The organism is Paraburkholderia sp. HC6.4b (assembly GCF_014200875.1).
GTDB lineage: Bacteria > Pseudomonadota > Gammaproteobacteria > Burkholderiales > Burkholderiaceae > Paraburkholderia > Paraburkholderia tuberum.
Map to the genome: position 1 here is coordinate 1 of NZ_JACHDC010000030.1, position 13822 is coordinate 13822.

The 13822-nt window shown below is 61.9% G+C and carries 13 protein-coding genes; 7 read left to right on the forward strand and 6 right to left on the reverse strand.

From position 1 onward, the window contains the following. Positions 1 to 246: 246 nt before the first annotated feature. The 6 genes from HDG34_RS34920 to HDG34_RS34945 all read right to left on the reverse strand — a co-directional run bounded on the left by HDG34_RS34920 (position 247) and on the right by HDG34_RS34945 (position 6433). The gene (locus HDG34_RS34920) at positions 247 to 1434 is read right to left on the reverse strand and encodes a fumarylacetoacetate hydrolase family protein (RefSeq protein ID WP_184067532.1); all 1188 of its coding nucleotides are present in this window, start codon (positions 1432 to 1434) and stop codon (positions 247 to 249) included. 80 nt (positions 1435 to 1514) lie between these two features. Continuing rightward, entirely contained in the window at positions 1515 to 3086 is a 1572-nt protein-coding gene (locus HDG34_RS34925) for a UxaA family hydrolase (RefSeq protein WP_184067758.1), read from the reverse strand. 96 nt (positions 3087 to 3182) lie between these two features. After that, a complete protein-coding gene (locus HDG34_RS34930) occupies positions 3183 to 3878 on the reverse strand; it encodes a hypothetical protein (RefSeq protein WP_184067535.1) in 696 nt (231 codons plus the stop codon). Positions 3879 to 3905: 27 nt separating this feature from the next. Next, entirely contained in the window at positions 3906 to 4799 is an 894-nt protein-coding gene (locus HDG34_RS34935) for a fumarylacetoacetate hydrolase family protein (protein ID WP_184067538.1), read from the reverse strand. 12 nt (positions 4800 to 4811) lie between these two features. Beyond that, complete coding sequence (locus HDG34_RS34940) at positions 4812 to 5624, reverse strand: 2-keto-4-pentenoate hydratase (protein WP_184067540.1); 813 nt, start codon at positions 5622 to 5624, stop codon at positions 4812 to 4814. Beyond that, positions 5621 to 6433, reverse strand: a complete 813-nt coding sequence (locus tag HDG34_RS34945; RefSeq protein WP_184067543.1) for an IclR family transcriptional regulator — start codon at positions 6431 to 6433, stop codon at positions 5621 to 5623. The genes HDG34_RS34940 and HDG34_RS34945 overlap by 4 nt, the downstream gene beginning before the upstream one ends. Positions 6434 to 6517: 84 nt before the next feature. On the opposite strand from HDG34_RS34945, the gene HDG34_RS34950 reads away from it, so the two are divergent. From HDG34_RS34950 to HDG34_RS34980, 7 genes are all read left to right on the forward strand, one after another. After that, positions 6518 to 7951, forward strand: coding sequence for an MFS transporter (locus HDG34_RS34950; protein WP_184067546.1), 1434 nt, complete (start codon positions 6518 to 6520; stop codon positions 7949 to 7951). 122 nt (positions 7952 to 8073) lie between these two features. Next, positions 8074 to 8526, forward strand: a complete 453-nt coding sequence (locus HDG34_RS34955; RefSeq protein WP_090805074.1) for a cupin domain-containing protein — start codon at positions 8074 to 8076, stop codon at positions 8524 to 8526. Positions 8527 to 8536: 10 nt separating this feature from the next. Beyond that, complete coding sequence (locus HDG34_RS34960) at positions 8537 to 9439, forward strand: shikimate dehydrogenase (RefSeq protein WP_260321436.1); 903 nt, start codon at positions 8537 to 8539, stop codon at positions 9437 to 9439. 172 nt (positions 9440 to 9611) lie between these two features. Further along, the gene (locus HDG34_RS34965; RefSeq protein ID WP_184067549.1) at positions 9612 to 10631 is read left to right on the forward strand and encodes a Gfo/Idh/MocA family protein; all 1020 of its coding nucleotides are present in this window, start codon (positions 9612 to 9614) and stop codon (positions 10629 to 10631) included. 29 nt (positions 10632 to 10660) lie between these two features. Next, positions 10661 to 11689, forward strand: a complete 1029-nt coding sequence (locus tag HDG34_RS34970; protein WP_184067552.1) for an alpha/beta fold hydrolase — start codon at positions 10661 to 10663, stop codon at positions 11687 to 11689. A 509-nt stretch (positions 11690 to 12198) separates the two neighbouring features. Beyond that, complete coding sequence (locus HDG34_RS34975; protein ID WP_184067555.1) at positions 12199 to 12759, forward strand: hypothetical protein; 561 nt, start codon at positions 12199 to 12201, stop codon at positions 12757 to 12759. Positions 12760 to 13026: 267 nt separating this feature from the next. After that, the gene (locus tag HDG34_RS34980; RefSeq protein ID WP_184067558.1) at positions 13027 to 13719 is read left to right on the forward strand and encodes an NnrU family protein; all 693 of its coding nucleotides are present in this window, start codon (positions 13027 to 13029) and stop codon (positions 13717 to 13719) included. Positions 13720 to 13822 lie beyond the last annotated feature (103 nt).

Sequence of the window (13822 nt, forward strand, 5' to 3'; positions counted from 1 at the left end):
GGCAACGCATTCATCACGGGCCAAACGATCCCCGTCAACGGAGGCGCAAGCTTCATATAGATCCTTGGCCGCATCGCGCGCGGGCAAGATCCGATATGGGCACCGCTTGGACCATGCAGCCGCAAACGGTCCAGTTTGAGGATGCGTTTAAAGCAGGTTGCTTGAAGTGACGCGACAACTGCGTTGACAGCCGCCGGTCCGCTGATAGTCAATGAAATATCAGCGCACCAACGGGCAATGGAGCGACTACGACTCCGCTTTCCCGGTATGCCCACGAAGAATGCTGGCGAGCAGTGCGCCGACCCCAAACTCCCAGGGCGCAATGCGATGCGAATGGTTGACCGTGTTGATGAGCGCACCGAATCGCGGGCTCGATATCGTCACCGTATCGCCGATCTGATGCGTGAATCCTTGCCCTGGCACGCTACGATCCGCGGTCGGTGCAAACAACGTCCCGAGATAAAGCATCATTCCGTCCGGGTATTGATGGTGAGAGCCCATCGCTTGCGCAACGAGTTCTGTCGGGTCCCGGCTGATGCGTTTCATGGAACTCGCCCCTGTCAGAACATATCCATCTGTTCCTTCTACGCGTAGCGAAAGCTCCGCAGCCCGAACATCATCGAGACCGAATCTACTGTCGAAGAGGCGAATGAACGGGCCAATCGAGGCCGACGCGTTGTTGTCCTTCGCCTTACCGAGCAGCAGCGCACTCCGGCCTTCGAAATCCCGGAGATTGACGTCGTTCCCAAGCGCGGCGCCGACGATTTCCGCCCGGCTGGTCACCGCCAGCACGATTTCAGGCTCCGGGTTATTCCACTGCGAATTTTCATGAATTCCGATTTCGCTGCCGGTACCGACAACGGACATGGGCTGCGCTTTCGTGAAAATTTCCGCATCGGGACCGATGCCGACTTCCAGATACTGCGACCACATTCCTTCCTGAATAAGTACCTGGCGCACCGCTTCGGCTTCGGCAGACCCCGGGCGAACGCTTGCGAGCCGATCGCCCAGTGCTGACATGACACGCGCGCGCACTTCGTCGGCCCGGCTCGCGTCGCCTCCCGAGCGCTCCTCGATCACCCGCTCCAGAAGGCTTTCGACGAACGTCACACCGCTCGCCTTGACCGCCTGAAGGTCACATGGCGCGATGAGCCAAGGAGTCGACGGATCGCGCCGATCGAAGGCGGAATTGGCAAGAACCAGGTCCAGTGTCGCAAGTCTCGGCAGGTTCGCAGCGGCCTCCTTCAGCCGAAGGCCGATTCCTGGCTGCTCAAGCAGCGTGCTGGTCGTCAGCGCGAACGACGACACATCCACCAGTTCGCCCCCGATAACGGCAACAGGACACGGCGCGCCGATATCGGGGCACCACGCGCGCCCCACGAGCACCGCCTGCTCCAGATCGTCAGGCAACGCGGATCGGTCATTCAATGTCATCTAATCTTTTTCCAACCTGGTATGGGTTATTGCTGAGCATCAGTGCGGAGCACGCTGTACTTGTGCCGGACAACAGCGGCTCACATGATTGCGCTGATTTGCCAAGGCACGAATTCGTTTTGCCCGTAACCGTGCTGCTCGCTACGAGAGCGTTTCCCGGATGCCACGTCGAGCAGCAGTTGGAACAGCACCGCGCCAAGTTGCTCGATCGTTGTGCTGCCTTCCAGCACTTCTCCGCAGTTCAGGTCCATATCGTCGGACTGACGTTGCCACAGTGCGGTGTTTGTCGCGAGCTTTACCGATGGCGAGGGCGCGCAGCCGTAAGCCGAACCGCGTCCCGTCGTAAAGCAGATCAGATTCGCACCGCCGGCAACCTGGCCGGTCGCCGACACCGGATCGTAGCCAGGCGTGTCCATGAACACGAGACCGCGCGCCTTGACCGGCTGGGCGTATTCGTACACCTCGACCAGGTTCGTGGAGCCTGCCTTTGCGATGCCGCCCAACGATTTCTCGAGGACGGTCGTCAAACCGCCGGCCTTATTGCCCGCCGACGGATTGTTGTTGATCTGCGCGCCTTGCCGCTGCGCGTATGCTTCCCACCACCTGATGCGATCGACCAGTTTCTGTCCCACTTGGGGCGTTATCGCGCGGCGGGTCAATAAGTGCTCGGCGCCATAAATCTCCGGCGTCTCCGAGAGAATCGCGGTACCGCCGCGCCGCACGAGCAAATCGACGGCTGCACCCAGCACAGGATTGGCCGTGACGCCCGAATATCCGTCCGACCCACCGCATTGAAGGCCAATGGTGAGATGACTTGCCGAAACCGTTTCCCGCTTAACGTCATTCGCGTCGGGCAACATCTGCCGAACCAGTTCGATACCTTTTGCAATTGTCAGGGTCGTGCCACCGGTGTCCTGAATCGTGAAGGTTCGCAAGCGGTCGTGTTCCCTGAGCCCCTGGGTTTCGAGCAGCCGCGAAATCTGATTCGTTTCACAGCCCAGGCCGATAACCAGCACGCCCGCGAAGTTGGGATGGCACGCATAGCCGCCAAGTGTGCGCTGGAGGATCGCGAGGCCGTCGCCTTCGGAGTCAATAGCGCAACCCGAACCATGGGTGAGCGCGACGACGCCATCGACGTTCGGAAACGCGGCCAACGCTTCAGGACGAATGTCACGGCGGAAATAGTCGGAAATGGCTCGCGCGACCGTGGCGGAGCAGTTCACCGAGGTAAGGATGCCGATGTAATTGCGCGTCGCCACACGGCCGTCTTCACGCACAATGCCGCGAAATGTCGCCGATTCAGTTGACGGGACAGTGGCACGTACGCCCTGACTGAATGCGTAGTCACGGGCGAATTCGCCCATCGCGAGATTGTGGGTGTGAACGTGCTGCCCCGCGCGGATCGGCTGACTCGCAAAGCCGATGATCTGGCCATAACGGTGCACCGCTTCACCTTCACCGATGTCGCGTGTCGCCACTTTGTGACCGGGCGGGATCAATCCCGAGACCGTCACCGCTTCCTCATCCAGCAACGTGCCGGACATGAGCTGATCGAGGGCGATGACGACATCGTCAGCGGGATTGAGTCGAATGACGCGAACCGGTCCGACCGCGGTCGATGCGACAGACTTGCCCGCAACAGGGGACGACATGGAATTACTCCTTCGTTTCTCAATGCGTAACGACGGTTTCAGGATCGGCTGCACGACGTCGCATTACGCGCGGTGCAGCCGTGTTCAAACGACGTTTCAGCCAGCGCTCCACGGCGTCTTGCAGCGCGTGTACTCGAGTTGATAGAGCGTGGAGTCCGGCGCAACCGCAGCGGCCCCTGGCAAAGCAGTGAGCCCGGCAAGGAAAGCGTCCACTGTTGTGCGGACGTAGTCGGCACGGCATCCTTCGATCATCACGATCCATGTCGGCACCTGGGTGCCTTCCGAACGCGCCTTCTTCTCAGCAGTTTCGACCTTGCTGACGGCCTCATCGGCCAGACACAGGTGCACGCCCGTGATCCCGGGCCGGTCGGCGAGCGGCGGCAAGACCCGTTGACGCAATCCCTTCACGACATCGGCCCGCGCCGCGGAAGGCACGTCGAAGCGCACCGTCATGAGACTGGCGCCCTGCCCAACACCTTCCGAATACGCCACATGGCAGATCGAGCGGGCCACGCTGCGAAACGAGGCGACGACCTGCTTCGTCCACGACGTCGGCGAATTGAGCCGAAGCAGGTAGTCCTGCGCGCCGAGCACCTCCACGGTGTCGGCTTCGTACAGATTGAAGTACTCGGGGCCCGCATCCAGCGCAATGTAGCGCCGCCCGCGCCTGAACCCCGGAATCCCGGCGCGTTCCGGCATGTGCTCGCGGTTGTGCCACTCGTAGAATTCATCCTTCGCTTCCGGCAGCAGGTCATGCCAGATTGCGACGACGCCCGTTCCAGCAAGGCTCATATCTCCTCCTCTACAGATCGAATCGTTTTATCGTGCCAACGGATATTCGCCACGGCCCCATGCCGTGCCAAGCGAATCCGCATACCGCACGACCTTCTGGCTCTGCTCGCCGAGTCCGCTGCCGCCGAGGGTCATGGTGTCGCCCGCTTTCAGAAAGACGGGCGGCTTCTGACCGAGGCCGACACCGGGAGGCGTCCCGGTAATAATGACGTCGCCAGCCATCAGTGGCATGAAGCGGCTGAGATACGCCACGATATGCGCGACGTTAAAGATCATCGTGCGTGTGTTGCCCGTCTGACGACGTGTGCCGTTGACGTCGAGCCACAGGTCGAGCACCTGCGGGTCGGGCACTTCATCACGCGTTACGAGCCACGGGCCGAGCGGCGCAAAAGAGAAGCCGCTTTTGCCCTTGGTCCACTGGCCTTCGCGTTCGAGCTGATACGCGCGTTCGGAAACGTCATTGGCAAGGCAGTAACCCGCCACATGATCGAGCGCGGTAGCTTCATCGATCTGCCAGGCAGGTTTGCCGATTACCACGCCCAGTTCGACCTCCCAATCCAGCTTTTGCGCGTCTGCCGGCAAGATAACCGGATCGTTCGGACCGCTGATCGAACCCGTATGCTTGTTGAATACGACAGGTTCCCGCGGGATGGGCGTATCGGTTTCAGCGGCATGGTCGGTGTAGTTCAGACCAATGCACACGAGGTTACGGACATTGCCGATACAGGCGCCGAGGCGCGTGCCCGCTTCCACGACGGGCAGGCGATTCAGATCGAGTTCGCTCAGCTTCGCAAGGGCGGCAGGCGAAACAGTCGTTCCGTCGATGTCGTCGACGACGCCGGTCAGATCGCGGATCACGCCGCTCGAATCGATGACACCGGGATGCTCCTGACCAGGCTGGCCGAAACGGACGAGACGCATTGAAGACTCCTATCAAGACAAAAAAAGTATCGGCAACGTGCCGAGATCACCGAAGCCGATATGCAACTCACAACCAATCGGTAACTCGAGCACGCCCGCGTAAGAGCCCGTGATCACTGCCTGGCCGGCATGCAATCCAAGGCCGCGGACGCGGAGAAAATTGACGAGCCAAACGATCGGCGCGAGCACGGTGCGATCAGGGTGGCGGCCAGCAAAACTGACCGTGTCGTGTCCGGCGCGAGTCAGACTGACGGTGAATTCGACCGGGAGATCGGCCGGCGTCGCGCCCTCGCGCAATTGAACGCGCGGCCCCATGACAAGACCGGCGTTGAACAGACCGTCTGCCAGCAATTCAGGAAACGTCAGCGATTCTGGATGCGCATAGCGACTGCCCAGCAGTTCGAGCGCGAGGTGAACATTCCCGAGAGCGTCGAGCACCTCGGCTTCGCCATACGATTCGCGCCGTGGCGGCAGATCGCGAGCCAGCAAACAGGCGAGTTCAGGCTCTGCCCTTACCAAGGACTGCCCAGGCATGGCGCGAATGCGGCATTGGGCGCCTCGATGGATGACGGCGTCGTAGATTGGCGCAGCGATGAGTTTGCCCGCCGGCGGCAGCGCACATTTCCACGCGCCAGCCTGCCGGCCGAGCTGATCGCCCACCTGTTGCTGGATCGCGAAACCCTCGTCCAGATTCGCGGGCCGCAGCTCGATGGGAAGGCGCTCCACGAGCGTGCCTTGCCGGCGCGCCGCGACGAGGACACGTGCTGCCTGCTCATCCAACGCGGTGAGTCGCTCGAGAGCCTGAGCTGCGCCCGGCGCGTTCATGCCGCCTCGCTCGCATGTGCACCGACGCTCTGGCGCGGCCATACGGCACCCAGCTTCGCGGACGCTTGCTGCAATAGCGCGTAAAAGGCCTCGTAACGCTCCGGCTGAACCCGTGTGACCGGCCCGGCAATGCTCATGGTGCCGACCACCGCACCGTCAGGCAGCGCACGCACCAGCACCGCCAATGCGACGACACCCGGCTCGGCCTCTTCGACGACAAGGCCATAGCCACGCTGCCTGGTCCGCTCCAACTCCGGAATCAGCTGCTCGACGCTGGTAATGGCCTTCGGCGTCCATGCGCCCGCGGCGGACGCTTTTCCGAGTCCACCACGCAGGGCGTATTCGATCGCCTGGTCGTTCGGCATTCCAGCCAGCCACGCCTTGCCAACCGATGTGGCATGCAAGACGATGGGACTATGCATGGACGGCGAATACATCAGGCCCGGTGCCGCGCCCTGGGACGCTGCCAGCCATGCGAGTGTTCCTTCGTTGACCACCGTCAGCCGGACCAGCTCGCGGCACTGACCCGCGACCTCATCGAGGATCGGCTGCACCAGACCCGGCAGACCAAGCCCATGCAGGTACCGCTGACCGAGCAGGGACAGCTTCAAGGTCAGACGGTACTGGGAGGTCTGTTCATCCTGTTCCGCCCAGCCCTGCTCGCACAGTTGCGCGAGTACGCGATGCGCGGGGCCCTTCTCCAGCCCGAGTTCGGCGGCGATATCGGAGATGCGCATCCAGCGCGCCTCACGTGCGAGCAACTCGATCGCCTGCAGCGACCGGTCAACTGCTCCCTTGACAACTCTCATAATTGACGTAACATGATTCTTAATGGAACGGTGTTACAACAATAGACAAACAGCACCGGAAAGTCAATCACGATGGAGACAAGCATGAATCGGAACACCCGGGTTAAGCCTCACGGCAAGCGCCAGTCGAAGATCGCCGCGGCCAGCGGCTGGATCGGCTCGGCGCTGGAGTACTACGACTTCTTCATTTACGCGACTGCGGCGTCGCTGGTGTTCCCGCAGCTCTTCTTTCCGTCTGATAATCCAACGGTCGCCATCATCGCCTCACTGGCAACCTTCGGTGTCGGCTATATCGCCCGCCCGGTGGGCGCCGTCGTCCTCGGCCACTGGGGCGACCGCCACGGCCGCAAGACGGTGCTGCTCCTCTGCATGTTCCTCATGGGCTTTTCAACGATGGCCGTCGGGGTCCTGCCAACCTATAAGCAGGTCGGCATCTGGGCGCCGGTGCTGCTCGTGGTTCTTCGCCTCATCCAGGGCTTCGCGGTCGCCGGGGAGCTCTCCGGCGCCAGCTCGATGATTCTCGAGCACGCACCGTTCGGTCGGCGCGGCTACTTCGCGAGCTTTACCCTCCAGGGGGTGCAGGCCGGACAGCTCATGGCGGCAGCGATCTTCCTGCCGCTCGCGCATTTCATGCCCAGGGACCAGTTCACCTCCTGGGGCTGGCGGATTCCGTTCCTGCTCAGCATTGTCGTTCTCATCGCGGGCTACGTCATTCGCCGCAAAGTCGATGAGACCCCGGCGTTCGCCGAGGAGCGCGTGCACGGCGAAATTCCCGCCTCGCCAGTCGTCGAAGTGCTCCGGCAGAGCTGGGACGATGTCGTGCGCGTAGTCTGCATGGCGCTTACCGCCGTAATCGCCCTTGTCGCCGCGGTCTTCGGCACCGCCTACGCGGTTCAGCCGGCGTACGGCATCGGCTTCCCTCCCGGCATGTATCTGTGGATCCCTGTTCTGGGCAATATCTGCGCAGTGATCCTGATTCCCTTCGTCGGCAACCTCTCAGACAGGATTGGTCGCAGGCCGCCAGTCCTTGTCGGCACCCTCAGCGCCGGACTGCTCTCGTTCGTGTATCTGTACGCTATCAGCATCCATAACGTGTGGCTGGCGATGGTTCTCTCGGTGCTCATGTGGGGCATCGCCTATCAGGGCTTCAACGGCGTATTCCCGAGCCTGTTCTCCGAACTGTTCCACACGCGCGTGCGCGTGTCCGGGATGGCCATTGGACAGAACGTCGGGACGACGCTTTCCGCGCTTCTCCCGGCATTCTTCGTCGCGGTCGCGCCCCCCGGCTCCGCCAATATTCCACTGAAGATCGGAGCCCTGACATTCGGCATCTGTGTCGTGGCCGCGATCGCCGCCTTTACCACGCGCGAGACGTACCGGGTCCGGCTCCACGATCTCGGCGACCGCAACGCGGTCCCTGTACCCAAAGGCGAATACGATCGTCTGCGCGCCGAGATGTTGCGTGAGGCGACCGGAACAGCCGGCTCACAGGATCTGACGAACCAACTGCGCTCGTAGCCGAAAGCAAGGGCCATCTCGGCAGCGACCGCCCGGCGCAACTTACGCTGTTCGGACGAGCCGGGCAGGAACACGCGGCCGCGGCACTCGCCAATATCTGATGCCACACAGGAGAAAGACACATGCACAACCAAGGTACGCCACGTTACGATGGCCCGCGCGAACTCGCGCAATCCCTGACTCCGTTCGCACGTGTGAGCGCATCCGCAGCGGTCTGGAACAAGGAAGGGCTGCGCGCGGACTCCGAGTATCGCGACCTCGGACTCGCCGCGGTGACCAACGGTCGCATCGGCGCCAAGCACATTCGCGCACTGACCCCGTTCACCGATGCCACGGGCTGGCATTGGCACGACATGACTGCGCACTATCTGTATGTGCTGCGCGGATCGGTGACGTTCCGTTTCGCCGGCGTCGAGGGCGATGTGACTCTCAACGCCGGGGACGACCTCTCGCAACCCGCCGGCGTTCCGCACAATGTGATCTGGCGCTCCGATGACCTTGAAGTCATCGAGATTAACGAGCCCGCTGTCTACGGAACATGGGATCTCGCCGAAGCCCCGGCACCCTGGAAGTGAGCAGTAAGCTATGACTGCACCTTCCGTCAACATCGGACATGAGGCCGCAATGCATCCACATATCACGGGAAGAACGCGACTTTACGGGTTAGTGGGCGATCCGCTGACGGCAGCCAGGTCGCCGCAACTGCTGAACCAGCTTTTTATCGAACAGCGCACGGACGCGGTCTGCGTTCCGTTTTGGGTCAAGGCGGAAGACCTGTCCGCATTCGTCGCCGGCGCACGAGCGTTACGCAATCTTTCCGGCCTGCTGGTCACAATGCCTCATAAGCAACGGATGCTGGATTTTGTCGACGAACTCCATCCCACTGCTTCCAGGGTCGGCGCACTCAACGTGATACGTTGCAACGAAGATGGACGCTGGGTCGGCGCCATATTCGATGGCGTGGGCTGTGTGCTTGGCATGCAATGGGAAGGCAATCATCCGGCGAATAAGTCAGTTCTTCTCGTCGGTGCCGGAGGCGCGGGCAGGGCTATCGCATTTGCAGTCGCGGCGGCGGGCGCCCGAACGTTAACCATATCCGACGTTGACGAGCAGCGGGCTGGCGAGCTCGCGGAATCCGTTGCTGCCGAAACCGGTTGCATCACGCATTCCGGACCTCCCGACCCGCACGGTTTCGAAGTCGTGATCAATGCCACACCGCTCGGCATGAACGCGAATGACGCCATGCCGGTAAATCCCGAGCGGCTCGCACCCGGCACCATCGTCGTAGACATCATCAATGCGCCAGAGCCGACGCAGCTTCGCCGCGCCGCGCATGCGCGCGGCTGTCGTACCCAGGACGGGGGGCCGATGCATGAAGGGCAGGCAGTGCATGCCCTACGCTTCCTTGGGTTCGATTACCACCCTGCTGGCAGGTCAGCACCAGACGACGGCGTGCTTTTCGCGCCTGCAACGAACGCAAGTCGTTAATGCCCTAACGCCTCTGGGAAAGCACCCGGAATCGACAGTTTTACCAGTTTGAATGGAGGGAAGATGCGATGAACAGTTTCAACGTTTCCACATTGGTATGTGCGGCCAGCTTTAATGCGCGCATCGCGCAAGCACGGAGTCGATTCGTCGACGGTGCGAAGGGAGAACGCGCATGAAAGTCGCATTGCTGGAGGCCAGCCATTGGCATGTCCCACTCTATCTCGATGCGCTCGAGGCGCCCGGTATCCAGGTGGTAGCCGTTTCAGATGCGGAGCAAGTAAAAGGACAGGCAATTGCCGCGCGCTTTGGGAGCACGTTGTACTCGTCGGCGTATGAGTTGCTCGAGCGCGAGGATGTCGATTTCGCGTTTGTGTTTGGGCGGCATTCCGAAATGCCGACGCTCGCGGAGGCGGTGATCGAACGAAAAATTCCGTTCGCGCTGGAGAAACCCTGCGGCGTAAACATGTCGCAGGTCACGCGGCTGCGCAAACTGACCGAGGAAGCCAATCTTTATTGCGCCGTACCGTTGATCTTCCGGATGAGCGAGTTGCTCGGCGCACTGGAAGATGCGGAGGATTGCATACCGTCGGACTTTAACTACATGTCTTTCCGTTTCATTGTAGGTGCGCCTGGTCGTTACGAAGCTGCAGGCGCAGGTTGGGCACTCGATCCTGTGTATTCCGGAGGCGGATCCACGATCAATGTCGCAACCCACTTCATCGATCTCTTCAGATTACTGACCGGCAAAGAAGTCGCGCGAGTCTCCGCCACCATGAACTCCCGAACGCATCGAGGCGCCGTCGAGGACTACTCGTTGCTGACAATGCAAACCGAAGACGGCGTGATCGGGCTCGTGGAGACCGGATACAGCTTTCCCAGTACTCAAGACGAGCAGCGCGAATTCTCCTTCACCCTTTCATCCGATCGCATGTACGCAAAATCGGGCCCCGACCGGATCGAGATTCGGGACCGGAACAATCTTGCCGCCGGCACTCGCAGTCGCCGTCTCCAGTTAGAGACCGACATTTACTACCCACTGTTCGTCAAGCGAGTGCTTGGTGAATGCCGCACAGGTGCAAGGCCGATCGCGTCCTTGCGCGACGCCGAGGCGATGATGCAGGTCATGGATGCGGCCTACGCTTCTGCTCGGCAGGGGGGTGCGCTTCAGACTCTTGAACCGATTTCCGGGTAATCCAGGCCATCGGATTGCGTCGCACGCCTATGCCGCTAACGAGATATTGCAATTTGGCCGATTATCCTGCACCGAAGGAAGGCGACTGGATCGCGCGAGACTTCCGTTTCCACACCGGGGAGGTGATGCCGGAGGTGCGGCTACACTACCGAACCATCGGCGACCCGTCCGGCGAGCCGGTCCTGGTCCTGCACGGCACGACGGGCACAGGCGCCGGCATGCTGACGCCCGCGTTCGCGGGAGAGCTGTTCGGGCCCGGACAGCCGCTTGATGCCAACAATTATTTCATCGTCCTCCCGGACGGAATTGGAGCCGGCGGATCGTCCAGGCCGTCGGACGGGCTGCGCACGCGGTTCCCGGCTTACAACTACGACGACATGGTGCTCGCGCAGTACAGGCTCCTGACCGAGGGCCTGGGCATCAGGCACTTGCGCCTGCTGATCGGCAACTCGATGGGCGGCATGCACGCGTGGATCTGGGCGGTGCGATATCCGGACTTCATGGACGCGCTGGTGCCAATGGCGTCGCAACCGACCGAGATGTCCGGCCGCAACTGGATGCTGCGCCGCATGCTCACCGAGATGGTCCGCGACGACCCGGAGTACCTGGATGGCAATTACGCCAGCCCGCCCCGCTCCTTGCGCATTGCCAGCGCGTTCTTCGCGCTGGCCACCAACGGCGGAACGCTGGCCTACCAGAAAGCAGCTCCGACAATGGAGTTGGCCGACAACTTCCTGGACACCCTGTTGGCCCAGCCTTTCACGTTGGATGCCAACGACTTCTTATATCAATGGGGTGCCTCGCGCGGCTATAACCCGGCACCCGGCCTGGAGCAGATCCGGGCTATGGTGCTCGCCATCAACGCGGCCGATGACGAACGCTATCCGCCCGAGACCGGTCTGATGGAGCACGCGATGCAGCATGTGCGCCACGGCCGGCTGCTTTTGATCCCTGCCAGCGAGGATACGTGCGGCCACGGTACCAACGGCCTGGCGCGTTTCTACAAAGCCGAGTTGCAGGAACTGCTGCAATCAGCCCCACGCCGCGCCTCCAGGTGATGCTGACCGGACAATACGGCGCCCCTTCGTCCGGCGCCTCGCTATTGAGCTGGACCTACACAACATGTCTTTCGAGCAACGACCATGTTCCGTTCGGCGATGGGCTGTTGCTGTCGCCGTGCGGCAGCGGGATGTGACGCATACGCTGCCCTCGCGTCCGCCTTGAGCGTCCGCCCGATGGTGTTGTCGCTGCGGTGCTCGTTTCTGCCGCTCGTGGATCAAGCGAACTGGCGCCAAGGCCCGTTGCGCCACAGAGGCGCAGCGGGACGAATGGAAGCGTCCCGCGAATGGATTTACGCCGGAGGGATTCCAGCATCTCGCGTTCAGGTTCATCGTTGGCCCGATAGCTCGGTATGAGCGCGGCGGGTGCAGTTGGATGCTGGATAAACGGCACGCAGGTGGAGGGTCCACGTTGAATGTCGGGGTTCATTTCATTGACCTGATCTCATCCCTCACAAACAGATCCCATCACCCACGTCTCGGCGCAGATGCGAACGTATCGACCTGATGTGACCGTCGAGGAGCAAGCCGTGTTCACGTGCCGAAACGCTGCGGGACAAATCGGCGTGGTTGAAACGGGTTACCTGTATCCATCGACAGCGGAGGATCAGCGAGACTTCGCGTTTTCCATCTCGCATACCTCCTCCTACGTCCGGGGTTATGCCGACCAGCTTTACATCAAAGCGCGGGGCCAACAGCAACGGCGCGCCACGAAGGTGGAGTACAACACGGACGAGTTTTATTCGGTGTTCTTAAAGCGCAGCTGGGCCGATCTGGCGAATGGTTGTCCTCCCGTTGCAGGGTTGCGGGAGGCCGAGCATGCGATCGCTGTCGTCGAGGCAGGATACCGCTCTGTCGCCAACGGCGGCGCACCAGAACCGGTCGACAATGCCTTCCAGGACCGTTGCCGCCTAACGGCTCTACCCGCCGCTACGCCTTGCGACGAGTTGTTGTGCGAGTCAAATTTCAACGCAGACCTTAACTCCGCCGCCAAGGGGCCGCTCTTCGCCGCTTGCGGAAGACCGCACCACGCGCGCCCGCCCTCGCCTCTCGACATTTGCCCATCCTGAACCTCTCGACGGATGCGATTGTTCTGGTTGGCAAGACGGTTGTTCACTTCGACGCGCCGGGGATGGTTGGCGGCCCATTGCCCCGCTTGCGCAGTCGATGCGATGGCGAGTGTCCCGGCCATCGCGACGACGACACTGCCAATCAAGGTTTTGCGGCGCGCGGCAATCGAAACTCGCGAAGCGATCGCTGCATTCCTTGTGGCGCGCGAAGTAGTATTCTCGCAATGCACGCGGTCGACCGATCATCTGACTTGAGGAGCCGGGCCAATGGGAAGCATCGACACACTTGTCGTGGCGGCATTCGCTTTTGTCGGCAGCCACTTTCTCCTGTCCCATCCGCTGCGGGCGGGTATGGTCCGGGCAATCGGCGAACGGGGTGCCATGGGCGTCTATTCGCTGATTGCGATACTGACGTTCGGCTGGATGGTCATGGCTTACGACAGGACGCCCGTCTCCGCGCCGCTATGGCCGGCAGGCAACGCGCTGTGGGCAGTTGTGACCGTGCTCATGCTGATCGCGTCGATCCTTCTGATGGGCTCCCTGATCCGCAACCCGGCGTTGCCCACCGGCGGCCGGCCCACCGCGTTTCCCGACGCGGCGCGCGGCGTGTACGCAGTGACCCGTCACCCGATGATGTGGTCGTTCGCGCTCTGGGGACTGTGCCATATCGCCGTGTTCCCGGTCACCCGGAACTTTGTGCTTGCCGGGGCGATCATCATCCTCGCGCTGGTCGGTGCCGCGCTACAGGACCGCAAGAAACGGCGGCTGCAACCCGATCTGTGGCCCGCATGGGAATCGAAGACGAGCTATCTGCCGTTCGCGGCGATCGCCGCCGGCCGCGCGCGGCTGGGCGGGTTCGGCATGCACGCGCTGGTGGGCGGCGTCGTTTTCTGGCTCGTCGCGACGTGGGCTCATATCCCGCTCTCCGGTTGGCCCGCGGGCATCTGGCGCTGGCTCTAGCCGCACGGTTCCACGAGATTTGTTCTCGTGGCGCAAGACTCTTTGTCCACGGTGTGTGTTCGAATTCGCGGCGGATGCGCCTACGGTGCCCTCCATCGGGTCC

What these genes read in the sequence shown, in the direction of transcription:
- HDG34_RS34920 (WP_184067532.1), bottom strand. Translation starts at nt 1,434, where the DNA reads ATGACATTGAATGACCGATCCGCGTTGCCTGACGATCTGGAGCAGGCG.
- HDG34_RS34925 (WP_184067758.1), bottom strand. Translation starts at nt 3,086, where the DNA reads ATGTCGTCCCCTGTTGCGGGCAAGTCTGTCGCATCGACCGCGGTCGGA.
- HDG34_RS34930 (WP_184067535.1), bottom strand. Translation starts at nt 3,878, where the DNA reads ATGAGCCTTGCTGGAACGGGCGTCGTCGCAATCTGGCATGACCTGCTG.
- HDG34_RS34935 (WP_184067538.1), bottom strand. Translation starts at nt 4,799, where the DNA reads ATGCGTCTCGTCCGTTTCGGCCAGCCTGGTCAGGAGCATCCCGGTGTC.
- HDG34_RS34940 (WP_184067540.1), bottom strand. Translation starts at nt 5,624, where the DNA reads ATGAACGCGCCGGGCGCAGCTCAGGCTCTCGAGCGACTCACCGCGTTG.
- HDG34_RS34945 (WP_184067543.1), bottom strand. Translation starts at nt 6,433, where the DNA reads ATGAGAGTTGTCAAGGGAGCAGTTGACCGGTCGCTGCAGGCGATCGAG.
- HDG34_RS34950 (WP_184067546.1), top strand. Translation starts at nt 6,518, where the DNA reads ATGAATCGGAACACCCGGGTTAAGCCTCACGGCAAGCGCCAGTCGAAG.
- HDG34_RS34955 (WP_090805074.1), top strand. Translation starts at nt 8,074, where the DNA reads ATGCACAACCAAGGTACGCCACGTTACGATGGCCCGCGCGAACTCGCG.
- HDG34_RS34960 (WP_260321436.1), top strand. Translation starts at nt 8,537, where the DNA reads ATGACTGCACCTTCCGTCAACATCGGACATGAGGCCGCAATGCATCCA.
- HDG34_RS34965 (WP_184067549.1), top strand. Translation starts at nt 9,612, where the DNA reads ATGAAAGTCGCATTGCTGGAGGCCAGCCATTGGCATGTCCCACTCTAT.
- HDG34_RS34970 (WP_184067552.1), top strand. Translation starts at nt 10,661, where the DNA reads ATGCCGCTAACGAGATATTGCAATTTGGCCGATTATCCTGCACCGAAG.
- HDG34_RS34980 (WP_184067558.1), top strand. Translation starts at nt 13,027, where the DNA reads ATGGGAAGCATCGACACACTTGTCGTGGCGGCATTCGCTTTTGTCGGC.